Source organism: Rhizobium sp. BK399 (assembly GCF_014194695.1).
In the GTDB taxonomy this organism is placed as follows: Bacteria; Pseudomonadota; Alphaproteobacteria; order Rhizobiales; family Rhizobiaceae; genus Rhizobium.
This window is the reverse complement of sequence record NZ_JACIAH010000007.1, coordinates 47,574-69,559: the sequence shown is the minus strand read 5'-3', so window position 1 is coordinate 69,559 and position 21,986 is coordinate 47,574. Positions and strand designations below refer to the sequence as shown.

The 21,986-nt window shown below is 60.9% G+C and carries 23 protein-coding genes; 5 read left to right on the top strand and 18 right to left on the bottom strand.

The features are described from left to right. Positions 1–104 precede the first annotated feature (104 nt). Positions 105–233: a hypothetical protein gene (locus tag FHT97_RS31420; protein WP_259126849.1), complete on the bottom strand. Its 129-nt coding sequence runs from the start codon at positions 231–233 to the stop codon at positions 105–107. 29 nt (positions 234–262) lie between these two features. Beyond that, positions 263–895: an isochorismatase family cysteine hydrolase gene (locus tag FHT97_RS16280; protein ID WP_183863640.1), complete on the bottom strand. Its 633-nt coding sequence runs from the start codon at positions 893–895 to the stop codon at positions 263–265. A gap of 396 nt (positions 896–1,291) precedes the next feature. Here FHT97_RS16280 and FHT97_RS16275 point away from each other — a divergent pair, with 396 nt between their 5' ends. Further along, entirely contained in the window at positions 1,292–2,698 is a 1,407-nt protein-coding gene (locus FHT97_RS16275) for an adenylate/guanylate cyclase domain-containing protein (protein WP_183863639.1), read from the top strand. A gap of 32 nt (positions 2,699–2,730) precedes the next feature. Here the strand turns inward: FHT97_RS16275 and FHT97_RS16270 are convergent, their stop codons facing one another. From FHT97_RS16270 to FHT97_RS16250, 5 genes are all read right to left on the bottom strand, one after another. After that, complete coding sequence (locus tag FHT97_RS16270) at positions 2,731–4,491, bottom strand: adenylate/guanylate cyclase domain-containing protein (RefSeq protein WP_183863637.1); 1,761 nt, start codon at positions 4,489–4,491, stop codon at positions 2,731–2,733. A 321-nt stretch (positions 4,492–4,812) separates the two neighbouring features. After that, positions 4,813–6,465, bottom strand: coding sequence for a Na/Pi symporter (locus FHT97_RS16265; protein ID WP_183863635.1), 1,653 nt, complete (start codon positions 6,463–6,465; stop codon positions 4,813–4,815). Positions 6,466–6,593: 128 nt separating this feature from the next. Then, on the bottom strand, positions 6,594–8,228 hold the full coding sequence (locus tag FHT97_RS16260) for a carboxylesterase family protein (protein WP_183863819.1): 1,635 nt from the start codon (positions 8,226–8,228) through the stop codon (positions 6,594–6,596). Positions 8,229–8,335: 107 nt separating this feature from the next. Beyond that, positions 8,336–8,917 carry an OmpA family protein gene (locus tag FHT97_RS16255; protein ID WP_183863633.1) on the bottom strand — a complete coding sequence of 194 codons (582 nt, stop codon included), beginning with the start codon at positions 8,915–8,917 and terminating at the stop codon, positions 8,336–8,338. A 4-nt stretch (positions 8,918–8,921) separates the two neighbouring features. Then, positions 8,922–9,344, bottom strand: coding sequence for a cysteine rich repeat-containing protein (locus FHT97_RS16250; protein ID WP_183863631.1), 423 nt, complete (start codon positions 9,342–9,344; stop codon positions 8,922–8,924). 269 nt (positions 9,345–9,613) lie between these two features. Between FHT97_RS16250 and FHT97_RS16245 the strand changes: the two genes are divergently transcribed. Continuing rightward, the gene (locus FHT97_RS16245; protein ID WP_183863629.1) at positions 9,614–10,057 is read left to right on the top strand and encodes an SRPBCC family protein; all 444 of its coding nucleotides are present in this window, start codon (positions 9,614–9,616) and stop codon (positions 10,055–10,057) included. Between the two features lie 197 nt (positions 10,058–10,254). Here FHT97_RS16245 and FHT97_RS16240 read toward each other — a convergent pair whose 3' ends face one another. From FHT97_RS16240 to FHT97_RS16210, 7 genes are all read right to left on the bottom strand, one after another. Beyond that, the gene (locus tag FHT97_RS16240; protein ID WP_016556416.1) at positions 10,255–11,136 is read right to left on the bottom strand and encodes a 3-hydroxybutyryl-CoA dehydrogenase; all 882 of its coding nucleotides are present in this window, start codon (positions 11,134–11,136) and stop codon (positions 10,255–10,257) included. A gap of 148 nt (positions 11,137–11,284) precedes the next feature. Beyond that, on the bottom strand, positions 11,285–12,214 hold the full coding sequence (locus tag FHT97_RS16235) for an electron transfer flavoprotein subunit alpha/FixB family protein (protein ID WP_183863627.1): 930 nt from the start codon (positions 12,212–12,214) through the stop codon (positions 11,285–11,287). A 25-nt stretch (positions 12,215–12,239) separates the two neighbouring features. Further along, positions 12,240–12,989, bottom strand: a complete 750-nt coding sequence (locus tag FHT97_RS16230; protein WP_183863625.1) for an electron transfer flavoprotein subunit beta/FixA family protein — start codon at positions 12,987–12,989, stop codon at positions 12,240–12,242. A gap of 171 nt (positions 12,990–13,160) precedes the next feature. After that, positions 13,161–13,949 carry a rhomboid family intramembrane serine protease gene (locus FHT97_RS16225; RefSeq protein ID WP_183863623.1) on the bottom strand — a complete coding sequence of 263 codons (789 nt, stop codon included), beginning with the start codon at positions 13,947–13,949 and terminating at the stop codon, positions 13,161–13,163. A gap of 43 nt (positions 13,950–13,992) precedes the next feature. After that, a complete protein-coding gene (locus FHT97_RS16220; RefSeq protein ID WP_114713933.1) occupies positions 13,993–14,571 on the bottom strand; it encodes a cob(I)yrinic acid a,c-diamide adenosyltransferase in 579 nt (192 codons plus the stop codon). 25 nt (positions 14,572–14,596) lie between these two features. Further along, entirely contained in the window at positions 14,597–14,800 is a 204-nt protein-coding gene (locus tag FHT97_RS16215) for a twin transmembrane helix small protein (protein ID WP_007790735.1), read from the bottom strand. A 20-nt stretch (positions 14,801–14,820) separates the two neighbouring features. Next, positions 14,821–15,654 (bottom strand): SDR family oxidoreductase, encoded by an 834-nt coding sequence (locus FHT97_RS16210; protein WP_183863621.1) that lies wholly within the window; start codon positions 15,652–15,654, stop codon positions 14,821–14,823. A 77-nt stretch (positions 15,655–15,731) separates the two neighbouring features. On the opposite strand from FHT97_RS16210, the gene FHT97_RS16205 reads away from it, so the two are divergent. Then, the gene (locus FHT97_RS16205; RefSeq protein WP_183755277.1) at positions 15,732–16,646 is read left to right on the top strand and encodes a YihY/virulence factor BrkB family protein; all 915 of its coding nucleotides are present in this window, start codon (positions 15,732–15,734) and stop codon (positions 16,644–16,646) included. Here FHT97_RS16205 and gluQRS read toward each other — a convergent pair. Then, positions 16,611–17,492, bottom strand: a complete 882-nt coding sequence (gene gluQRS / locus FHT97_RS16200) for a tRNA glutamyl-Q(34) synthetase GluQRS (protein WP_183863619.1) — start codon at positions 17,490–17,492, stop codon at positions 16,611–16,613. The genes FHT97_RS16205 and gluQRS overlap by 36 nt on opposite strands. On the opposite strand from gluQRS, the gene FHT97_RS16195 reads away from it, so the two are divergent. Next, positions 17,491–18,177 (top strand): DNA-3-methyladenine glycosylase, encoded by a 687-nt coding sequence (locus FHT97_RS16195; RefSeq protein ID WP_183863617.1) that lies wholly within the window; start codon positions 17,491–17,493, stop codon positions 18,175–18,177. The genes gluQRS and FHT97_RS16195 overlap by 2 nt on opposite strands. A gap of 110 nt (positions 18,178–18,287) precedes the next feature. Then, on the top strand, positions 18,288–18,845 hold the full coding sequence (locus tag FHT97_RS16190; RefSeq protein WP_007790722.1) for an HNH endonuclease: 558 nt from the start codon (positions 18,288–18,290) through the stop codon (positions 18,843–18,845). A gap of 21 nt (positions 18,846–18,866) precedes the next feature. Here the strand turns inward: FHT97_RS16190 and FHT97_RS16185 are convergent, their stop codons facing one another. The 3 genes from FHT97_RS16185 to FHT97_RS16175 form a co-directional block, all read right to left on the bottom strand. Further along, positions 18,867–19,379, bottom strand: a complete 513-nt coding sequence (locus tag FHT97_RS16185) for a disulfide bond formation protein B (RefSeq protein WP_183863615.1) — start codon at positions 19,377–19,379, stop codon at positions 18,867–18,869. Positions 19,380–19,400: 21 nt separating this feature from the next. Further along, positions 19,401–19,997: a YqaA family protein gene (locus FHT97_RS16180; RefSeq protein WP_183755281.1), complete on the bottom strand. Its 597-nt coding sequence runs from the start codon at positions 19,995–19,997 to the stop codon at positions 19,401–19,403. A gap of 124 nt (positions 19,998–20,121) precedes the next feature. Beyond that, entirely contained in the window at positions 20,122–21,864 is a 1,743-nt protein-coding gene (locus FHT97_RS16175; RefSeq protein WP_183863613.1) for a cation:proton antiporter, read from the bottom strand. Positions 21,865–21,986: the final 122 nt, after the last annotated feature.

Sequence of the window (21,986 nt, the reverse complement as noted above, 5' to 3'; positions counted from 1 at the left end):
CTTCGCCTTGTGGTTGGCGGCTCCCGTTAGTGAGAGGTCATGATAGACGACCTTCGCACCGGCCTTTTGAGCGCGTCATCGACGCTTAGCCGGTGGGCCGGGAGTCAGGGGAGCTGATTAATGACGACCTCAGGCTTCGCGGCTTCGAGCGCCTGACGCACTTCCGCACCGAAGATGACCGGGCGCCGGAGCCCCGACATGGCATCGCTCTCAGCCTTTGGTGTCTCTTTCATTGCCGTACCTTTCAGGTTCCGTTTTGGGTTTAGCCTTGCGCCTCAGGCAAAGCCTCGATCAGTTCCGCTGTTGTCAGGATTGAGTGCGCGAACGTCGGACCGTTCAACTCATGCGCCGCATGCATCATCGCGTGCGAGAAGGCGGCCGTTGCGTCGGTCACAAGGGTCACGTGATAACCGAGTTCCATCGCGAAACGGGCAGTGGACTCGATGCAGGTGTTGGCGAGCAATCCGACCACGATCACATGGGTGATACCCTTCTGCTTCAGCCGCATGTCGAGATCGGTGTTGGCAAACCCGCTTTGACCCCAGTGTTCCTTGGCGACGATGTCGCCGGGCTTCGGCGCAAAATCGGGGTGCCATTCGCCGCCCCACTCACCGCGCGCGAAGCTGTGGCGGTGCATGATCAATTGCTGCGTCGGATTTGGGTGATCCCAATCCTCATAGTCGCCGGGCTCCCACCGACGGTGGGGAACGATGGCCACCTGGATGCCCACCGATCGCACGGCACCATCCAAACGGCGGAGGTTATCAAGAAGCCCCACCTCATCGGCGATTGGCTTGATATGTGGATGAACCTTTCCGCCTTCGGACAGGAAATCGTTGTACGGATCGACAAGAAGGAATGCGGTTTGCTCTCGAGGGTAGGTGGCGTCAACCATTGGTCATCTCCTTGGCTTGCAACGCGGTCGTTGAACTGGCTTCAACAAGACCCTAATTGACTATGAAAATCATAGTTACAAGACCCTGTGAAAAAGAAAGTTACAACGACTGTGCTGCGCGCAGTGCGCGGGAACCGGTTGTCGGTGGTTGCCGGACGACTGATCCGCTGGGAGCTGAGTTTTCGCCGGCCGATGCAATTTTCGCACCGGGCGCCTGGGTTTCCGCGGCGCAAAGATCTGGCGACTTGGCTCCAGTCCAGGTAGTAATCCGCAGCGCATACGCCGGAGTGCTAGGGGGCAGTGTCAGGTGTCAAGATTTCTATCAGGGCGTTCCCGTGTTATGATTTCTGCTCCTGCGCCGTCCGTCGTGGGACCAGGCGCAGAGAGGCTTGTCTGATGAGTGAAGTGGACGCGCTTTTTGCCGCCCTGCGACAGGCGGCCGACCGGCAGACGGTCGAGTGCATCGAGAACGCAGTCATGCGCGGCTCGGATCGGGATCTCAATCGCATCAATGCGCTGGCCTTCGCAAAGGCACATCATCTCGATGAAGAGAAAACGATCGCGGCGCTGCTGCATGCGGCCCGTCTGGGCGTGTTCGAGATGACCTGGAATGTCCTTTGTCCAGGTTGTGGTGGAGTCCTTGACACCGGCGCGACCCTCAAGACCGTCGACCAGGAGAGCTACCATTGCGCGCTCTGTGCAGCTGGCTACGAGCCAACGCTCGACGAGATGGTCGAGGTGACATTCACGGTCAGTCCGCGCGTGCGCCGGATCGCTGCCCATGATCCCGATCGGCTACCTCCGCTGGAGTACTACCGTCAAATCTTCTTCAGCTCCGGCGTCGATTTGCCAGAGGACTTCGAAGCGATCTTCGGACGAATCCTCTTGGAGATCATCGAGCTGGATCCGGGCGAGAAGGCTTTCGTCTCCGTACGACTGCCGGCACAATTCGTCATCATTTTCGATGCGGTAACACATTCGGCGCAGTTCATCGACGTGCAGGGCGAGCCGACCGGCGAACGGCAGAACCTCTCGATGGTCATCAGTCGCGGGCATGCGTTGAGCGATACGCTAACGCTCCGTCCAGGCCCTCTGCGGATCGCCCTCGAGAACCACACCGATCGCAGAGTTGTACCGAACATCTGCGTCGCTGGAGACGACCTGCATAACCTATTGGGCAGCAGGCGACCATTCCTGACGGCCAAGCGTCTGCTGACGAACCAGAGCTTCCGCGACATCTACCGGACCGACACGCTTGACGTCGACCAGCGGCTGAAGATCACAAGCCTGACGTTCCTTTTCACGGACCTCAGAGGCTCGACCGCCCTCTACGAGCGTGTGGGGGATCTCGCCGCTTTCGACCTGGTGCGGGCCCATTTCAGGGTTCTTCACGAGATCGTCGCCACGGAGGCCGGAGCGGTCGTCAAGACGATTGGCGATGCTGTGATGGCGACTTTCCCGAGCCCCGACCGCGCGGTTGCGGCCGCCCTGCGGATGCGGGAGGCGATGCTTCAATTGAATGCCGAACATGGCAGCGACGATCTCCTCCTGAAGATCGGCATCCATGAGGGACCATGCCTTGCCGTCAACCTGAACGACCGGCAGGACTACTTCGGCCAGACGGTCAATATCGCGTCGCGCGTGCAGGGCCTTGCCGATCCAAACGTGATCCTGACGACGGAAGCGATTGTCGGGGACGCCCACGTTTCGGAGATCCTGCGAGATAGCGGCATCAGCTCGGTCTCCCGGATGGAGGAGCTTCACGGCATCGGGAGAGAGGTAAGGATCTTCGCCCTGTCGTGAGCTGAACGCGAAGGCACGCTGCTCGGCGCTCGTCATCTCAGCAAGAGCGATTTCTTCCGGACCGCGGGCTTCCGCGGCGTCAATGGCAAGCCGGCATCGCAATTGCGCTGGATCATGGTCTCCGTGATCGACGTGTCCGCATAGGTTTCCTGCATCCTGATGTAGACTGCCGAGAGACCGGGATCGAGCGAAAGCGCCTGCCGAACCAGAAGCTCAGCCCGTGCCGTGTTGCCGCAGGCCATGCAGGCAGCGATCTGGTAGAGCGACGTCCTCCTCGTCTGGAAGGGCAGTGTGAGCGCGACGCGCAGCATGTCGTCGAAACGACCCAGCGCGTAGAGGGCCGCCACTCGCTCCTCGGTGATCCAGACTGGCAGGAAGGGATCGAGCGTCTCGGCGCGATCAAGCATTTCGAGGGCGCGCTCAGGCTCTCCGGCATAAACATAGAACGCCGCGCTGCGGCCGAGAATATAGGCGTCGTTCGGGGCGAGTTCATGCGCACGGATATGATGGTAACGCGCCGAAACGAAATCGCCTGACTTCATCTTGATCGCGCCCATGATGCGATGGGCTTCAGGGTCCGTGGGATCGAGGGCGAGCGCGTGTGCGACCTGCTGTTCCGCCTTCTGGAGGTCAAAACTTGGCAGGTTGCTCCATGAGCAGACGTGCATGCCGAAAGGCCGGCCGAACCCGGGGTCCGTGGTCATGGAGCGCTCGAACCAGGCCATGGCTTCGTGGATGTGACTATCCGAGACGCCAATCAGGCGGTGATGGTCAAGTCCGCGCAGATAATACTCGTAGGCGGTCATGTTTTCCGGACGCTTCAACCGAGCCGCAGCAAGTTCCGACTGCTCGACCCGTCCAGAGACGGTGGCTGCAACGCGCGCGATGATCTCGTCCATGACATCGAGCAATTCGCGAAACGGACGCGTGATGCGATCGGACCAGATGACCAGACCCTCACCAGTTTCCGTCAACTGGATGTTGATCCGCATCTCGTCACCCGCTTGCCGGATGGAACCGCTGATGACATAGCCAACGCCGAGTAGGCGGCCGATCTCGACCGGGTCTTTGGTCGTCAGGGCGGTTGCCGCGGAGCGGGAACTGACAAACAATCCCTTCAGGCGGCTAAGCTCCAGTGTGAGGTCGTCGGTAATGCCTTCCGCCAGGAAAGATTGATCCACGACAGCGCCGGGTGCAATGTCGAAGCGCGCCACTGCGATCGAGTTCGTACGAGGAGATTGGGCCGCATTCGGCGTGGAACGCGTTGGAGCGAACTGAAACACGTGGCGGTCCACCAGTTCGGTGACCCGGTAGACCCGGATCGGCTCGATAATGCCCTTCAGCTGCCGTTCGCCGGTATCTTCGAACCCGCATGGCGACACCCGCCGGACCTGGTCGTATAGCAGCCCTGAAACCTCGATTGCGCCAGGTTGAGCCGACGTCTCGATGCGGGCGGCGATGTTCACCCCGTCGCCGCGCAGGTCCGTGCCGACCACGACGACATCTGCAACGTGGAGGCCGAAACGCATCTCGCCACCGCTCGATCCAGGCATGGCGGCGATCTCGGCACGCGCCGCGATCGCGCACCTCAGCGCGTTGACAGGGCTGCTGAACTCGGCGAGCAGGGCGTCGCCTGCGGTGCCGAAGACACGGCCGTCATGACGCCGGACGACCGAACGAACCGTGTCGAGGACGGCATCGATTCGGACAATTGCCCCTTCCTCGTCCGTTTCCATAGCAGGGGTGGAGCCGACGAAATCCCCGACCATGATCGTGGCCAGCTTGCGCTGCATTCTCGATCCCTCCGCAACGGAAGCACGTGATGACGCAATCTAGCACAATAGCCGGGCTGGGTGTTTTGCGTTTGGCAAGGATAGCGACGGAGCGACAAGCCGGTCCGCTTGTGACGATGGCATCGCCCCGCACGCCGGTTGACTCAATTTATGCGTCGTCATTGGGTTTCCAAAATCGCTGCGCGCTCTACCTCAAGAATTCTTCTCGAAGGGGTACAGGGAGACCTCGGTGGTTGTCGCGGAACCCCCGCCGAGGTCTCTCCTCTCAAAAAAGAGCGGCAACGCCGTATCTTGCCCGCTCGCGTCGGCTCACGACACGCCTCAATCGGCATTTGCACCACGACCGAGGAGATGGACGGCCGCGCGCCAGGCGTGATGAGCGATCCGGTCCAGCCGTCGGGCAGCATCGATCCGCGCAAATGCGTCCGCCGCCGTCAGCTCGCCTGGGGCAACGGATGCGAGGATGGCGGCGCGATGGTTGCGCTGCAGGACTTCTAGCGCGCTTGCAGCAGCCTCGGCGTCAGCGAGCGCCACGGCGACCTCGGCCGAGACGTTCCAGCCGATGGGGGTGGCTTTTATGGTCAGAGCACATTCCGAGGTGATGGAACCGGCGATTGCCTCCACCGCACGCATGGTGCGTGTGCAAAGATCGGTGGTGCGGAGGCCATCTGTTGCCTCGGCCGGATGTCTTAGCGGACCGCCGTCGGCCAAGCTTTCGAGGAGGCGGGAGGCGTGGTCGAGTGCGTGGAGCGTGCTCGTCATACGCTGGCGCTCAGCGTCCGTCTCTGGACCGGCACTCAGTTCGGAGAGGAACGCCCGCACTTCCAGAAGCGCGGCCGCGTCGTTGGCCTCGGTTGACTGCGTGCCGCCGCCGGAAAGGGTCGCGGAAACGGCGGCCGCGATCCTTCCGAGAACGCCGGCTATGACACGGCGTGCGGTTTCGACGGCGATCACCGGACTGGCGAGCGCGCTTGGATCGAGCGCTTGCTGAAGTGCCGTCTGCTTGGAGGGCAAGAGCCGCTCGACCGTGCGGGTGAACCACTCCGTCGCAGGAAGGAGCACTGCGACGCCGACCACATTATAGGCCGTATGGTAGGCAGCCAGCAGCGTCATCCCATCGATCGATGCGGTAAAGGCCCGCATCAGCGGCGCCGTGAAAGGAAAGGCGACGATTGCGATGAGTGCTGCGATGAGCTTGAACAGGACATAGGCAAGAGCCAGGCGCTTGGCCGTTGCGCTGGCGCCAATGGCCGCCAAGGCGGAGCTGGTCGCCGTCCCGATGTTTTGACCGATGATCAGGGCCGCGCCCTGCTCGAGGCCGACCGCACCGGCGTAGAAAGCCGAGATGGTCACGGCGATCGACGCTGTCGAGGACTGCATGACTGCCGTCATCGCCAAGCCGACGACGATAAGGCTTAAGAGGCCGACCGAGCCCTCCATCCAGCCGACACCCGGCGTGCCGAGGACAGCGGGCAGGTCGGACGGATGCAGGGTCTCGGCCAAGCCGCCCATGCCCTGCTGCAACGTTGTCAAACCATAGAGAACCAGCGCAAATCCCGCGAGGGCGCCGCCGATGGCCGCGATCCGCCGACCACCAAGCAACTTCGCCAGCGCGCCAAAGAAGATGATCGGCAAGGCGTAGGTCGAAAGCGAGACGCGCACACCGATCAGCGCCACGAGCCAGGCGGTTCCCGTCGTGCCGACATTTGCTCCAAATACGAGGCCGAGTCCTTGCGGGAAGGTCAGGAGTCCGGCGCTGACAAGGCCAATCGTCGTCATCGTCACAGCGCTTGACGACTGGACGAGCAGAGTGACGATCGCGCCCCAAAAAGCGCCCGAAAGCGGTGTTGCAGCGGCCTTGCCTAGCACGGTGCGCAGCGCCGATCCCGCCAGCGCCTTTAGGCCGTCGGTCATGACGGTCATACCGAGCAAGAACAGCCCGATACCCCCCAGAATGGCAACCGCTGTCGACATGCGCGCTCCGCGCTTCGCCTCAAACCGCTTTCAAGACATAGCACCAGAAATAGAATTGTCCAAAAATCTCGCGTCGCCACTTGCGGCACAACACCGGCCAAGCCCTCTGAACCGCAGCGCCTGACCCGTCAGTTCTGTTCGTTCCAATATCGTTGCCAGAGATCAAGCCTGCGTTTCAGCGGATCGGGCGCTACAAGCGCGCCGCCATTGGTGAATCTCATGACTTTATCGACATTGGGATCGTAGATTGGCCAATTCGGCCGGGATCCGCCGTTGGGATCACCCTTCGTTGCAAAATCAACCCAATAAGCACTCGCCAGCGCGGCCATGGCCCAGTCGGCTGGCGTAACTTTGCCTTTCACCAACGCGGCAGGAATATCGAACGTATAGGGAAATTCGGAGCCGTGCGGAGTGCCTTTCCATGTCGGATCGTTGCGCAGGGCCTCGGCGACATAGGAAAAACGATACCACCACGTCGGCTGACCCGCTCGGAGCATCTCGTCAGCGAGATGGCGAGACGGTTCAATAATCGTCTTGTCGGCGAGGACCCGCTGTTTCAGCGCATCAAGCGTCTCCTGATTGTCTGGGTCATAAAGCGCACGGGCTTCCGCTGCCTGCTCTCCGAACATCTGGAAGAGGTCGTCTTTCGACGCCGCCTGACCGATGCCAAGACCAAGGCTATCCGCACCCACAATGACGGGCACTGACGCCTGCCGTCGTGCTGCGAAGGCCGCTTCGGGTGTTTCGAGCAAGAACCGCCCATCCACGATCGGACCGGAGACGCCGACAATGGGCTTACCCGTCGACATTCCTGTCAGCACCGCTTGGGCAGACGCACCCTCCGTCAGCTTTTCAGCAGGCAGCGCCCGGAGCGCCGCCAGAGCGGCTGAATCGCTGCCAGCAATTCCGAGAGACTTTGCGTAGTCCAACGCGATTTTCTCGGCTTGTTTCAATGACGGCTGCTGCAAGCTTCGCGCACGCGCGGTGGGGAGGGTCGGCGACTGCAAAATGGCTGCCTGGAAAAGTCCTCGTGATAGCGGCGATATCATGTGTGCCATCACCGAGCCGCCACCTGCTGACTCTCCGAATATGGTTACTTTTGTTGGGTCGCCACCGAAGGCTCTGATGTTTTGCTGGACCCACCTCAAGGCTGCAAGCTGGTCCATGTAACCATAATTGCCCACCGGTTCGCCGGGCAATTCCGCTATGAGCCCGGGATGGGCAAAGAAGCCCAGCCGTCCCATGCGGTAATTCATGCTGACGAACACGACTCTCTGGGCGGCAAGCTGGTTGCCGGGATATTGAGCGGTGTTTCCGTGAACAAGCGCGCCGCCGTAAATCCAAACCATCACCGGAAGCGATCTCTCGAAGTGCTTGGCGGGTCTCCAGACATTGAGGGTCAAGCAATCCTCGGACTTCGGCACGTCGTCAGTCTGCATGCATGAAGGACCGAAGTTGCGCGCGTCCCTGACGCCGGTCCATTTTTGTACTGGTGTCGGATTGCGCCATCTCAGCCTGCCGACCGGCGGTGCCGCGTAGGGGATTCCTTTGAAGCTTAGGACAGTGCCTGACCTCTCGCCTCTCAGCATTCCGCTATCAATTCGAACGGTGAGATCCGCCGCATCGCTTCCCGATGCAAAAATCGTCGGAAGCGTTGCGACCGCCAACACGAAGGGAAGTTTGCTACGGCTGCCTACCGACACGAGCCCTCCAATCGCCAGGTTAGGGAGTCCGGGAGAAAGAATAGTCCCCGCGAGCGGCATCGAGAAGGGTGCGTCCGGCGGCGACTCTCGTCCGCTGTCGCCTTCGCTCCGCAGCGGTTCATCGGATTGCACGGCGTTTCGTTCGACGCCGTGCAATCCCTGTCAAACTACGATTTGCTCTTGAAGACCCCAAGATTGATGAGTTGCACGCGCCTGTTGTTCGACCCGTTCACATCGGTGCCTTCGATCGGCAAGTGTTCACCAACGCCGACGGCGTAGAGGCGTCGAGGATCGACTGCGAAGGTTGTCGAAAGAGCTTCCTTGATGGCCGCCGCACGTTGCTCACTAAGCTCGAGATTGTGCTTTTCATCGCCTGTCGCGCTTGAGTGACCGACAATGAGGAAATTGTAGGCCCATAGGTTTGGATGATGCAGGGCGTCGGCGATCATCCCGAGTGTGCGGTACGACTTCGGCTGAATGGAAACGGAGTCATTCTCGAAATTGATCTCGACAACCATCTGCGGCAGCTTCGCGATCCGTTGCCAATTTGGAAGTGCCGACATCGGCTTGCTTCCGCCACTGATCGCCTCCTCGCGCAAAATCACGAGATCGATCACAGGGGCCGCTGCCGTCAGTTTGCCCAGTCCCTTGACGATCCGCTCTTGCGACACCTCCTGTGCGGCGGCAAGTCCGGGAAGGAGAACCGCGACGGCGATGGCCAGGGACATCCTTGAAAAAATGCGCTTCATTGGTTCATCTCCATCCCGCATCGGTAATGACCTGGTTGCATTCCTTGCTGACACGCTTTTCCTTCTTGACGAGGCAGGCGAGAACAAAGCCGTCACCCTTGATGCCGGAGCAGCTCTTCGACATGTCCCTCTGACAGACTTGTTTGTACGACACCTGGGCATGTTCGCGCTGGGTGATCGACTGGAAGGCGGTGCTCAACGAGCCCTTGCAAGTTGCCGACACCTTGGCGGCGTTCTGCTGCAGGCAATCTGCAATTCGCCCATTCCCGAGATTTAGCCCCTTGCAGAGCTTCTGGATGTCCGCGCCGCAGTCATCCGCCAGCTTCGTCACCGCGTCTGCGTAGCTCAAGGTCTGGGCGCTCGCTGCTCCGGAGTGAAAGGCGGAGGCAACTAGGACGATCGCCACCGTTAAATTGCGTTTCAACATTTCGCACTCTTTCTGTCAGATCGGATTGAGATTGAACGCGGAGATCATGCATAAGATGGCATCATTGGGGACGTATATTACTGTAAAGAACGCCCCCTCAGATGGGATCGCTTTGCCGGTTTCGCTCCGCAAAGATATGGCATGCATTGCTCGGCGCTGCTGAATGGACCGAGCCAGGCTGGTGCCAAATATTCAATCCCGTTGTCGGATTGACCGTAGCAGGTTCGTCCTATGCGCGTTCTCAGAGTTCAATCCAAAGGAGGAACGTCATGCCCAATACGATACGTCTTCATCGCGTCCTGGGGGCCAGTCCCGAGAAAGTCTATCGCGCATTCGTGGAGCCGGACGCGCTGGCCAAATGGCTTCCACCCAATGGGTTTACCTGCACGGTCCACCATTTTGAGCCGACCGTCGGCGGAACACACAGGATGTCCTTCCGGAATTTCACGACCGGCGACAGCCATTCTTTCGGGGGCAGTTATCTCGAACTGGTACCGGGCGAGAAGCTTCGCTACACGGATAAATTCGATGATCCCAACTTGCCCGGCGAAATGGAAGTCACCGTGACATTTCGAAAAGTCTCGGTCGGCACAGAGCTCGATGTCGTCCAGGCGGGCGTGCCAGACGTGATCCCTCCGGAGGCATGTTATCTTGGCTGGCAGGAATCGCTTCGCAACTTGGCGAAGCTCGTCGAGCCTGACATCAAGGAGTAGCTCTCAAACCAGCGTTGAGCGGAATCAACCGCTCGGGCGGCAAGAAAAGCAAAAGGAAGGCGGAACTTAACGATTGGCGCCGCCTGCTTTGATGCACGAGCCGGTCAAAACGCGGAAATCCGAATTCGCGTCGAGCGAGCACTCACGGCGTTGGTAGTGGAGCAGGGGATTCCCGCTGCTCTGGCCGCCGCCAAACCTTAGCGCGTCGGGATCGGCGTTTCGCCGCGATAGTCGTAAAAGCCGCGGCCGGATTTACGGCCGAGCCAGCCGGCCTCGACATACTTCACCAGTAGCGGGCAGGGGCGGTATTTGGAGTCGGCGAGGCCGTCGTGCAGCACCTGCATGATCGACAGGCAGGTGTCGAGACCAATGAAATCGGCGAGCTGCAGCGGTCCCATCGGGTGGTTGGCGCCGAGCTTCATTGCGGTGTCGATCGCATCGACGGTGCCAACGCCTTCATAGAGCGTGTAGATCGCCTCGTTGATCATCGGCAGCAGGATCCGGTTGACGATGAAAGCCGGGAAATCCTCGGCGACCGTCACGGTCTTTTCCAGCGATGCGACGAATTCCTTGGCTGTCGCGAAGGTCACCTCGTCGGTCGCGATGCCGCGAACCAGCTCCACGAGTTTCATGACCGGAACCGGATTCATGAAATGGATGCCCATGAAGTGTTCGGGCCGATCGGTGGTTGAGGCAAGCCGGGTGATCGAGAGCGAGGATGTGTTGGTGGCAAGGATCGCTTCCGGCTTCAGGACCGGACAGACCTGAGCATAGATCTTGCGCTTGACGCTTTCGTCCTCGGTCGCCGCTTCGATCACCAGATCGCAGGCGGCGAGATCGTTGAGGTCGGAGGAGCCTGAAATCAGGGAAAGCGTGGCGGAGCGCTCGTCGTCCGTCATCTTGCCACTCGTTACGTGGCGGGCGAGGTTGCCATTGATGGTGGCGAGACCGTGCTGGACGCGTTCGTCGGAGAGATCGTAGATTTGGACCTTGTAGCCGGCCGTTGCCGAAACCTGTGCAATGCCGCAACCCATCTGGCCCGCGCCGATGATACCAACCGTTTTCAACACCGCATTCATCTCCAAACCCCCGCTCGGCATGCGCCGCCGCGCCGCCGCATTTTTCTAGCAAAACTGCCGGACGAATGATCGCCCGGCAGAAGTAGTAGCCCTTAAAAAGATAATTTTCCAGTCATTCGCAAGTGCGAAATGAAGGCATCTGCTCGTTTCAAAGGGCCTTCTGCAGTTCCGGCAGGGCATCGAACAGATCAGCGACGAGGCCGTAGTCGGCGACCTGGAAGATTGGCGCCTCTTCGTCCTTGTTGATGGCGACGATGACCTTCGAATCCTTCATGCCGGCGAGATGCTGGATGGCACCGGAGATGCCGCAGGCGATGTAAAGGTCAGGTGCCACGACCTTGCCGGTCTGCCCGACCTGCCAGTCGTTCGGGGCGTAGCCGGCATCGACGGCGGCGCGCGAGGCGCCGACGGCGGCCCCGAGCTTATCGGCGACCGGCAGGATGACTTCCTTGAACTTCTCGGCCGAGCCCAGCGCCCGGCCACCCGAGATGATGATCTTCGCCGAGGTCAGTTCCGGACGGTCGGAGGCCGACAGTGCGTCCTTGACGAAGGTCGACAGACCGGGATTGGCAGCAGCCGCGACGGTCTCAACCGCGGCGGAACCGCCTTCGGCAGCGGCGGCGAAGGAGGCAGTGCGCACGGTGATGACCTTCTTGGCGTCGGTCGCCTGTACCGTCTGGATGGCGTTGCCAGCATAGATCGGCCGCTTGAAGGTGTCGGCAGAGACCACTTCAATGATCTCCGAGACCTGGGCGACGTCGAGCAGGGCGGCAACGCGCGGCATGACGTTCTTGCCGGTCGAGGTGGCGGCGGCGATGAGCGTGTCATAGCTTGCCGCGAGCGAAACGATCAGGGCCGCCAGGGGTTCGGCGAGGTTGTTGGCAAGGACTGCGTCCTCCGCAACCAGCACCTTGGAAACACCCGACAGCTTGGCAGCTTGTTCGGCGGCGGCCTTGGCGCCGGCACCCGCGACGAGGATGGTGACGTCGCCGCCGATCTTCGATGCCGCCGTCAGCGTCTTGGCGGTCTGGTCGGAAAGGTGGCTGCCGTCGTGGTCAGCCAGAAGAAGAATGGCCATGGATATAATCTCCCTTTCTCGAACCCTAGAGGACGCCGGCTTCGGTCTTCAGCTTTTCGACCAGCTCGGCGACCGACTTGACCTTGACGCCCGCCTTGCGGCCGGACGGCTCTTCGGTCTTCAAGACCTTCAGGCGCGGCGCTGTGGAGACGCCGAAATCGGCGGGGCTCTTCTTGTCGAGCGGCTTCTTCTTCGCCTTCATGATGTTCGGCAGCGAGGCATAGCGCGGCTCGTTCAAGCGCAGATCTGATGTGACGACGGCCGGGAGCTTGACGTCGATGGTCTGCAGGCCGCCGTCGACTTCGCGCGTCACGGTTGCCTTGCCATCACCGATTTCGATCTTCGAGGCGAAGGTTGCCTGCGCGGTGCCGAGCAGCGCCGCCAGCATCTGGCCGGTCTGGTTGGAATCGTCATCGATCGCCTGCTTGCCAACGATGATGAGACCCGGCTCTTCAGCGTCGACGACGCCCTTGAGAATTTTGGCAACGGCGAGTGGCTCGACGGCATCGTCGGTCTCGACCAGGATCGCCCGGTCCGCGCCCATGGCGAGTGCGGTGCGCAGTGTCTCTTCAGACTTGGCAGGACCGATCGACACGACAACGACTTCCTCGGCCTTGCCGGCTTCCTTTAGCCGCAGCGCCTCCTCCACCGAGATCTCGTCGAACGGGTTCATCGACATCTTCACATTCGCGAGCTCGACGCCTGTGCCATCCGGCTTCACGCGGATCTTCACGTTGTAATCAACCACCCGCTTCACGGGGACGAGAATTTTCATGGGGTCCTTCCTTCAACTCTTTCGCCAAGAAAATGCGCGTTTCGGCGCTGCTCCGATTGTCGAATGGCGACATGGATACGCGTTTTTCCTCCAAACACAACGCTCACATGCCGCAGAATGGCAAATTGATCCCGTGAGTATATTACCTTTACGTTCACGTCAATAATGGGGTCAGGGCTTATCCCAGGGCAGCCGCGGACGTAGCGGTTGGCCAGGTACCGCGACCATTGCCGGGTTGGGCGTCGGCCGGTCCCTGACGGCCCTCGGCATGACGACTTCGCGATCGAAAAGCGGAACGCCGCGGCGGCGCATGACGAGAACCAGAACGCCACCGGCGACGATCCCGCCGACATGCGCGCCCCAGGAAATGCCGCCGTTTGGCTCCAGCACCAGCATGACGAACTGCTGGCCGATCCACAAAAGCAGCGGGACGAAGGCCGGCAACGGCAGCGGCACGCGCATCAGCACCAATACCCAGACTTTCACGCGGGGATGCAAGACGACGTAGGCGGTGACCACGCCGGAGATCGCGCCTGAGGCGCCTACAAGCGGCGCTTCCGATGTCGGGCCCACGAGCCCATGGACGAGAGCGCCGGCAGCCGCGCAAAGCAGATAAAAGATAAGAAAACGGAAATGCCCCATCGCGTCTTCGACATTATCGCCGAAGACCCAAAGGAAGAGCATGTTTGGCGCGAGGTGCCAGAAACCGGAATGCACGAAGGAGTAGGTAATGTAGGTCAGTGGTTCGGGGATGAGGGCCAGCGCCGGCGCCAGCGTTGCGTGATGAAAGGATACCGCAGGAATGTAACCCAGGCCGACAATCGTCGCCTGCGACACAGACTGGCTGGCGACAACCCCGGTGAATAGCCAAATCGCGAAGTCCACCGCGATCAGCGCCATCGTCACCCATTGGACCTTGATATGCTTCAGCGTATTGGCATCGTGCAGTGGTATGAACATGAAGCCTGCCCCCGGCGTTCGCGTCACATGGTCGGCGAGGAACCTACCTGTTTTTCCCCGGAACCCAAAGCACATCCGCGTGCCCGCGGTCATTGGCATGGCGGGCGGCGACGAACAGGAAGTCGGAAACGCGGTTGACGTATTTCAATGCCGCTTCACTGACGACTTCGCCGTCGGCGCGGGCGAGCTCGACCATCAGCCGCTCGGCCCGGCGTGCGATCGTGCGGGCGAGATGAAGGTGTGCCGCGGCCGAGTGACCACCCGGCAGCACGAAAGACTTCAGAGGCTGCAGGTCCGCGTTCAACTCATCGATGTCACTCTCGATGCGTGCGACCTGGCTATCGACGATGCGCAGCGGCTCGTGCGCCGGCGGCTTGCCATCGTCGGGCGTCGCAAGGTCCGCGCCGAGGTCGAAGAGGTCGTTCTGGATCAACATCAGCATCCGCTCCAGGACCGGCATGCCCTGCATATGCAGGCGCGCGACGCCGATCGCGGAGTTGGCTTCATCGATCGTCCCGTAGGCTTCGACACGTAGATCGTATTTCAGGCGACGCGGCCCGGAAACAAGCGCCGTCGTGCCGTCATCGCCGGTCTTGGTGTAGATCTTATTGAGCCTTACCATGCCTCTCCCCTCTCTCTTCCCCGCCTTAGCTAGGGCGGCCGCCACCGGTCAGCCAGAGCGTCAGCATGATCAGGAGCACGGCGATTGCCTGCAGCAGCACGCGCAGCTGCATCAGCTTGTTAGAAAGATTCGGATTGCCGCCCTTCATCATGTTGAAGAGCCCGCGAATCAACACGAGGGCGACGATGCCCATGACGATGATCGCGAGGATATAGGTGACCGTGGACATGCTGGCTCTGGCTTTCTTGATCAGTCCACCCAGCGCATCAGGCGGTAGAAGAGGTCAGCGGGCAGCAGCCTCTTCAGCACCATGCCCTGCTTCGCCGGCGTGGTTACGGGGTAATGTGGTTTCGGATTGCTGGAGTTCAATGCGTGCTTCAGCACGGCATAAACGGCGTCCGGACCGAGCTTATGTCGATTAGGACTACCCGAGCCGTCAAGGCGTGCAAGCTGACGGCGGTAATCTGCCGCATGCACCGAGTTCTTGACGTCGATGTGCTCGTTGATTTTTGCGAGTGCGTTTGCCGTGAAGCGGGAGGCAATCGGCCCGGGTTCGATCAGGCTCACATGAATGCCGGTGCCCTGCAGCTCCATGCGAAGGCTGATGCTGAGGCCTTCGAGCGCGAACTTGGAGGCGGTGTAGGCACCGCGGAAGCGATACGGCACGACGCCGAGGATCGATGAGCATTGCACGATCCGACCCTGGCCGCGCTTGCGCATCAGCGGCACCACCTGGCGGGTCAATTCATGCCAACCGAAGACGTTCGTTTCGAACTGAGCGCGCAGGGCGTCGGTCGGAAGGTCTTCGACGGCGCCGGGCTGACCATAGGCGCCGTTGTTGAACAGCGCGTCGATGCGTCCGCCAGTTAGCGCCACCACATCGCGCACAAGATCCGAGATCGTATCAGGGCGGGTATAGTCCATACGGAGCGCTTCGATGCCGTCGGCTTCGAGCGATGCCAAGTCATCAAACTTGCGTACGGTCGCGAAGACCCGCCAGCCATCAGCTTTCAGCGCGCGGGCGCAGTGTGCGCCGATGCCGGAAGAGCATCCTGTCACGATGATAGTGCGCTGATCCGACATGGAATGATTCCTGTACAAAATGGGAGTGGTTTCCCATATTCGAACGGGCGATACAACGACGAAAGCCGGGAGACGCAATGCCGAAGATAATGCGCATCTTCTATGATGTGGTCTACGATGCTATCTGCCACCTTATAGAGGACGACGGCTTCGCGATGGCGAGCCATGTCGCATTGTCCACGCTTCTGGCGGTATTTCCCTTCCTCATTTTTGGGACGACATTGGCGACCTTCCTGGGGGCCGACCAGTTTTCCGATAGGGCGATACATCTGATCTTCGATACCTGGCCCGAGGCGATCGCAAAACCGCTCGTCGATCAGGTGATTCAGGTTCTGACGGTACCGCGCGGCGGCCTGCTCACGGTGTCCGTGCTGGCGGCCGCCTACTTCGCCTCGAACGGCGTCGAGGCCCTGCGAATCTCGCTCAACCGCGCCTACCGCGTCCAGGAAACGCGGCCATGGTATCTCACGCGCCTTGCAAGCCTTGGCTATGTCGTTATCGCGGTCATCATCTTTGCCGCCGTCAGCATCCTGCTTGTCGCCGTGCCGCTGGCTCTCGATTATGCGCGCCAGTGGTTCCCGCTCTTTGCCGATACGCTGGAGGTTGTCTTCAGCTGGCGTGTCTACGGTACGTTGTTCATGCTGACCGTCGGCCTCTTCGTCGTGCATCTGTGGCTGCCCGCGGGGCGTCGGCGCGTGTTCGACGTCGTGCCGGGAGTCCTGGTGACGCTCCTGCTCTGGTTGGCGGGAGCGTTGATCTTCGCCTACTACCTGGCGACCTTCGCGAATTATACCGCGACCTACGCCGGCCTGGCATCGGTGATGATCGTTTTGATCTTTCTTTATATGGTCGGCGTCATCTTCATCATCGGTGCAGAGCTCAATGCCGCGCTCCTGAAGTTTCGAGTACGTGCGATCTTCAAGAGCAATTTTTTGGGCGGTGGGCAGGGCAAGACCTCAAAGCCCCACAAGGCGGCGGATATCGGCGGGTGACAGGCCGCGCTCGCGAAGCTCGGCAAGCCCCGTATCGCTTCGGCTTTTCGAAAGCTTGCGTCCGTCTTCATCGGCGATCAGCCGATGATGATGATAGATTGGCACCGGCAGGCCGAGCAGATTTTGCAGCAGCCGGTGCACCGAGGTCGAATGAAAGAGATCGAGCCCGCGGACCACGTGGGTGACCTCTTGCAGGGCGTCGTCAAGAACCACCGAGAGATGGTAGCTCGACGGCGCATCCGACCGCGATAGGACGACGTCCCCCCAGGCACCAGGATCTGCAGCGATCCGGCCACGGTCGCCGTCTCCTGTCTCCTCCCAGGAAATGGCGCTGCCCGCAGCCGTCAAGGCCTTCGCCATATCGAGACGCCAGGCGTGCTTCGTGCCAGATGCGAGCAGTTGCTGACGGTCGAGCGCGGAGCGGTCACGATCGTCGGGTGGATAGAGCGGCGAGCCGTCGGGATCACGCGGCCAGGGGTTGCCGGCGGCTTCGGTGAGAGAAACCCGCGCCTTGATTTCGCCTCGCGTCATGAACGATGGGTATGCGAGGCCGCGCCCGATCAGGTTGTCGAGTGCCGTCTGGTATTCTACAAAATGCTCCGACTGACGCCGCACCGGGCGTTCCCAGTCGATACCGAGCCATTCAAGATCGGCGTAGATGCCGGCTTCCAATTCGGGTGTACAGCGCGTCAGGTCGATGTCTTCTATGCGCAGCAGGAAACGTCCATCCGACAATGCCGCCATGTCCTGGTTGAGAAAGGCCGACAGGGCGTGGCCAAGATGTAGTGGGCCATTGGGGCTTGGCGCAAAACGAAAGACAGGCTTTTGACGGGGAATCGCGGTCATGCTTTCTTCTGCCACGGATTCGGTGGGATCGCGAGGAAGCGTGCTGATCATTCGCAGTGACGACGATGTGAGGGAAGGGCTGGAGAGCCTGCTTCGCCTCGACCCGCGGCTTTTTACCATTGCGGTCGAGGCCGGGCCGCTGCCGTTGCGGCTGCGTGAGCCCGGTTTTGAGGGGCTTGCGCACATCATCGTCTCGCAAATGGTGTCGCGCGCCAGCGCCGAAGCGATCTGGAAGCGGATGCAGCCAGCCGAAGGCTTGCTGACCGCCGACAACTATGTGCTACTTCATCCCGACGCATGGCGGGAGTTCGGCCTTTCGCGCGCCAAGGCCGAAACGCTTGCGCGCATTGCCGAGGCGGTGGCTTCCGGTCGCCTCGATCTCCTGGCGCTCTCTGCGTTGCCGCCCGAGGTGGCGCTGGCAGAGCTGACGGCTCTCAAGGGCGTCGGTCCCTGGACCGCCGAGGTTTATCTGATGTTTTGCGGCGGCCACGCGGACGTATTTCCGTCCGGTGACGTCGCTTTGCAGAACGCCGTGGCTGCGGCATTCGGTCTCGGGGTTCGCCCACCGCCCCGCGAGCTGGCCTCGCTGGCTCGTGCATGGTCGCCATGGCGTTCAGTCGCGGCAAGGCTTTTCTGGGCCTATTACGCCGTCAAGCTCGGTCGCGGCATATTGCCGATCGACTGAACTGCAGTGCTTGAACAACAGGATTGATGCCTGAATTTATTAGACTTCACAATGCCGTCACAACCGGCCTAATATAAGAGGGCAGATGCCGAATCGATCAGGAGAGTCCCTTGACGATTGCAGTCTCCCCACAGGCCCTGCCGGCGCTCGTCCTGAACGCTGACTACAGGCCCCTGAGTTATTACCCCTTGTCGCTGTGGTCCTGGCAGGACGCGATCAAGGCGGTATTTCTCGACCGTGTGAATATCATTGCAGAATACGAACATTCGGTGTCCTCGCCGAGCTTTTCGATGCGGCTCCCGAGCGTCGTCTGCCTCAAGACCTACGTCCAGCCTTCCCGCAATCCGGCGTTCACCCGCTTCAACGTGTTCCTGCGCGACAAGTTCGAATGTCAGTATTGCGGCGAACATGACGACCTGACGTTCGATCACGTCATTCCGCGCGCCCATGGCGGGGAGACGACCTGGCAGAACGTCGTTGCGGCCTGCTCTCCCTGTAACCTCAGAAAAGGCAGCAAGCTGCCGAAGCAGGCTGGCATGTTCCCGAATCAGAAGCCGTACCAGCCTACGGTGCAGGATCTGCACAACAACGGCCGGCTTTTCCCGCCGAACTACCTGCACGACAGCTGGCTCGACTATCTGTACTGGGATAGCGAACTGCAGCCCTGATCAGTCTCGAATCGGAAAGGCTCAAGCCGTCTTGCGGACGCCGATGAAGGCGAAGGCGGCCAGGACCAGGCTCGCGATCACGTTCCAACCGGCGAAGGACAGGCCGAGGACGCGCAGCGCCGCGTCGGTGCAGGACGGACCCTTGATGCTGTTCAGTTCGCCCAACAGGTCACCGGCGTTCTGCGTCATGCTGCCTGCCGTGGTCGAGCAGGTCGCCGGCCCTTGCCAGTACTGCCACTCGACACCGGCATGGTAAACGCCCATGCCGGCTCCGACGATCATAAGAATACCGGCGGCGAGCAGGAACGCACGGCCGATCCAGCTCGGAAGGCCAACCGCGGAGGCGATTGCGCCGAGGATCGCGATCGGAATGCCGTAGTAGTAGGGCTGGCGCTGCAGCAGGCAAAGGGCGCAGGGAATATAGCCGCCGATATACTGGAAGCCGAGCGCGGTGCCGACTACCACCGCCATGCCGAGCGCGAGTGCCAGCGAATAGCCGATGACTGGGCGTGCAAGGGAAAACGAGGCAGGCATGTAGGACTCCGCGGAAATGGCTCAGTGGGCAAGTAGTTTATAGGCAATCCCAAGCGCAATGGCGACGGCGGCAACAACACCCGCAACCTGCCCAAGACGCTTTTCGATGAAATGGCGGATCGGCTCGCCGTAACGGCGCAGCAACCACGCCAGGAACAGGAAGCGTGCACCGCGTGCAACGATCGCCGAGATGATGAAGAAGCCGAGATTCATGTGAATGACGCCGGCAAGAATCGTCACCACCTTGATCGGCGGCAGATGCGCCAAGCCGGAGGTTACGAGCAGGAGCAGGAGAATTTCCCACTCGTCATGAATATAGAGCCTCAGCTGCTCGAAGGCGTCGAGCTTGCCGTAGAACTCCAGAACAGGGCGAGCGATTGCATCGTAGGCATAATAGCCCAGCGCCCAGCCTGCGATGCCGCCGAGCACCGAGGCAACGGTCGCGACTAACGCATAGCGATAGGCGCGCTCGGGCTTTGCAAGCGCCATCGGCAGGAAGAGAACATCGGCGGGAACGAGAAAGACGGAACTTTCAACGAAGGCGATAACGGCAAGCCAGACTTCGGCCGATTTCCGGGCGGCGAGAGACATGGTCCAGTCGTAGAGTCTGCGGAGCATTCCAATCCTTTCGCTTCGGGCGCATGAGCTTTATGAGGCGCCGATGCGGCTGTAAATGGGCGCTGTGTCGTTCGTAGGGTGACGTGCCAAAAAATCTTCGTGATCGCACTCGGCGCCGGATGCGTCACGATGCGACGCTGGAGGGCTGACTGCGTTGTTGCCGCATCACATTCATTTCGGTGCGTTCCCGCGCCATTTCGCTGACGGCCTGACGCAGGATGGGGTGCTTTGCGGTGAACATGTTGAAGTCGCGCCGTTCGAGCACAAGGAACTGGCAGAAGTCGACGGCGACGACATCCGCCGTGCGACGTCCACCGCTGAGAAGCGCCATCTCTCCGAAAAACGCCCCTGGCTCGAGCGGGATCGGGCCGTCCGGGAGTTGCACCTCGACCGCACCTGAAGACAGGAAGTACAGGCCATCGCCACGATCGCCCTTTCGGATCACGCGTTCGCCAGGAAGCGCCGACTTCGGACGGAAAAGCAGCAGCAACTCCTCCTGCGAGTCCTCGTCCACCTTGGCGAACAACGGGAAGGTCTCGATAAGCTCCTGCATCTCGAGCTGATGCTGATGTTCGCGTGCTTCGTTGATCGCCCGGATCTTTTCAAGTTCTCGGCCGAGTGCCTCGTGCCGGCGGCGGCCAAAGTGATTGCTGAGGACCGGCCACCTTGTGTGCACCCGGGTGTGCAGCACTTCGGCGCCAGCACAGACAAGCGGATTCAGGATGATCGAGATAATCGCCGATCCGAGGATGATATCTTTGCCGTCAGTCGGTAGCAGTCCAAGCGAAACGCCGAGACTGGCGAGAATGAACGAGAATTCGCCGATTTGCGCGAGGCCGCCCGATACCGTCAGTGCCATTCCGATCGGATAGCGAAGCAGGACGACGATCAGGAAAGAGATGATAGCCTTGCCGACGATGATCAAAGCCAGTGCACTGATCACCGCCATCGGCTGGCGCACCAGGATCGACGGGTCGAACAGCATCCCCACGGAAACGAAGAACAGCACGGAAAAGGCGTTCTGAAGCGGTAGCGAATCGGCGGCGGCCCGATGGCTGAGGTTGGATTCGCTCATCACCACGCCGGCGAAAAAGGCGCCAAGCGCGAACGACACGCCGAAGATTGCCGCCGAGCCGAATGCGATACCCAGCGCTATCGCGAGTACCGTCAAGGTGAAGAGTTCTCGTGAGCCGGTTCGGGCGACCAGCGTCAGGAGCCAGGGCACGATCTTTGGTCCGAGAAAGATTGCCATGACGGCAAAGGCGCCGACTTTCAGCAGCGTCAACGCAATCGTCATGGGAAGCGGCAGTCCGGCCCCGGCGCCATCGGCGGCATGGCCCCCGAGCAATCCGGCAAGGGCAGGCAGCAGCACCAGCGCCAGAACCATGGCCAGGTCTTCGACGATCAGCCAGCCGACAGCCACCCTGCCGCTGGCCGAATTCAGCAGGTTACGCTCTTCCAGGGCCTTCAGCAGCACGACCGTACTCGCCACAGACAGGCTGAGGCCGAATACAATTCCGGCTCCAAGGCCCCAGCCCCACCAGTTGGCGAGTCCAATACCGATCAGCGTGACGATGGCGATCCTCGCGAGCGCGCCCGGGACAGCGATGCCACGCACGGCGAGCAGATCGGCGGTGGAAAAATGCAGACCAACGCCAAACATCAACAGGATGACGCCCATTTCGGCCAACTGACTTGCAAGCTCGGTATCGGCGACGAAGCCAGGCGTCATCGGCCCCATGGCAATGCCGGCGAGAAGATAGCCGACCAGTGGCGGCAGACGCAGTCGGTCGGCGATGTAACCGAGGATCGCCGCACAGACGAAACTCACGGCAATTGTGGCAATAAGCGATACTTCCTGATGCACGCGCGCGCTTTCCTTTTTGGGCGGCCGCAGTTTGGCGGAAACGCCTCAAAAGTTAAACAGTTGATTTGCAACCTCCAACCAAATGGTGGGTAGAGACAGATTGCGGCGGCAATGCTGCCACC

What these genes read in the sequence shown, in the direction of transcription:
- FHT97_RS16235 (WP_183863627.1), bottom strand. Translation starts at nt 12,214, where the DNA reads ATGGCCATTCTTCTTCTGGCTGACCACGACGGCAGCCACCTTTCCGAC.
- FHT97_RS16215 (WP_007790735.1), bottom strand. Translation starts at nt 14,800, where the DNA reads ATGTCCACGGTCACCTATATCCTCGCGATCATCGTCATGGGCATCGTC.
- FHT97_RS16210 (WP_183863621.1), bottom strand. Translation starts at nt 15,654, where the DNA reads ATGTCGGATCAGCGCACTATCATCGTGACAGGATGCTCTTCCGGCATC.
- FHT97_RS16220 (WP_114713933.1), bottom strand. Translation starts at nt 14,571, where the DNA reads ATGGTAAGGCTCAATAAGATCTACACCAAGACCGGCGATGACGGCACG.
- FHT97_RS16280 (WP_183863640.1), bottom strand. Translation starts at nt 895, where the DNA reads ATGGTTGACGCCACCTACCCTCGAGAGCAAACCGCATTCCTTCTTGTC.
- FHT97_RS16245 (WP_183863629.1), top strand. Translation starts at nt 9,614, where the DNA reads ATGCCCAATACGATACGTCTTCATCGCGTCCTGGGGGCCAGTCCCGAG.
- FHT97_RS16240 (WP_016556416.1), bottom strand. Translation starts at nt 11,136, where the DNA reads ATGAATGCGGTGTTGAAAACGGTTGGTATCATCGGCGCGGGCCAGATG.
- FHT97_RS31420 (WP_259126849.1), bottom strand. Translation starts at nt 233, where the DNA reads ATGAAAGAGACACCAAAGGCTGAGAGCGATGCCATGTCGGGGCTCCGG.
- FHT97_RS16185 (WP_183863615.1), bottom strand. Translation starts at nt 19,379, where the DNA reads ATGCCTGCCTCGTTTTCCCTTGCACGCCCAGTCATCGGCTATTCGCTG.
- FHT97_RS16180 (WP_183755281.1), bottom strand. Translation starts at nt 19,997, where the DNA reads ATGCTCCGCAGACTCTACGACTGGACCATGTCTCTCGCCGCCCGGAAA.
- FHT97_RS16250 (WP_183863631.1), bottom strand. Translation starts at nt 9,344, where the DNA reads ATGTTGAAACGCAATTTAACGGTGGCGATCGTCCTAGTTGCCTCCGCC.
- FHT97_RS16270 (WP_183863637.1), bottom strand. Translation starts at nt 4,491, where the DNA reads ATGCAGCGCAAGCTGGCCACGATCATGGTCGGGGATTTCGTCGGCTCC.
- FHT97_RS16255 (WP_183863633.1), bottom strand. Translation starts at nt 8,917, where the DNA reads ATGAAGCGCATTTTTTCAAGGATGTCCCTGGCCATCGCCGTCGCGGTT.
- FHT97_RS16205 (WP_183755277.1), top strand. Translation starts at nt 15,732, where the DNA reads ATGCCGAAGATAATGCGCATCTTCTATGATGTGGTCTACGATGCTATC.
- FHT97_RS16260 (WP_183863819.1), bottom strand. Translation starts at nt 8,228, where the DNA reads ATGCCGCTCGCGGGGACTATTCTTTCTCCCGGACTCCCTAACCTGGCG.
- FHT97_RS16230 (WP_183863625.1), bottom strand. Translation starts at nt 12,989, where the DNA reads ATGAAAATTCTCGTCCCCGTGAAGCGGGTGGTTGATTACAACGTGAAG.
- FHT97_RS16265 (WP_183863635.1), bottom strand. Translation starts at nt 6,465, where the DNA reads ATGTCGACAGCGGTTGCCATTCTGGGGGGTATCGGGCTGTTCTTGCTC.
- FHT97_RS16225 (WP_183863623.1), bottom strand. Translation starts at nt 13,949, where the DNA reads ATGTTCATACCACTGCACGATGCCAATACGCTGAAGCATATCAAGGTC.
- FHT97_RS16195 (WP_183863617.1), top strand. Translation starts at nt 17,491, where the DNA reads ATGCTTTCTTCTGCCACGGATTCGGTGGGATCGCGAGGAAGCGTGCTG.
- FHT97_RS16275 (WP_183863639.1), top strand. Translation starts at nt 1,292, where the DNA reads ATGAGTGAAGTGGACGCGCTTTTTGCCGCCCTGCGACAGGCGGCCGAC.
- gluQRS (WP_183863619.1), bottom strand. Translation starts at nt 17,492, where the DNA reads ATGACCGCGATTCCCCGTCAAAAGCCTGTCTTTCGTTTTGCGCCAAGC.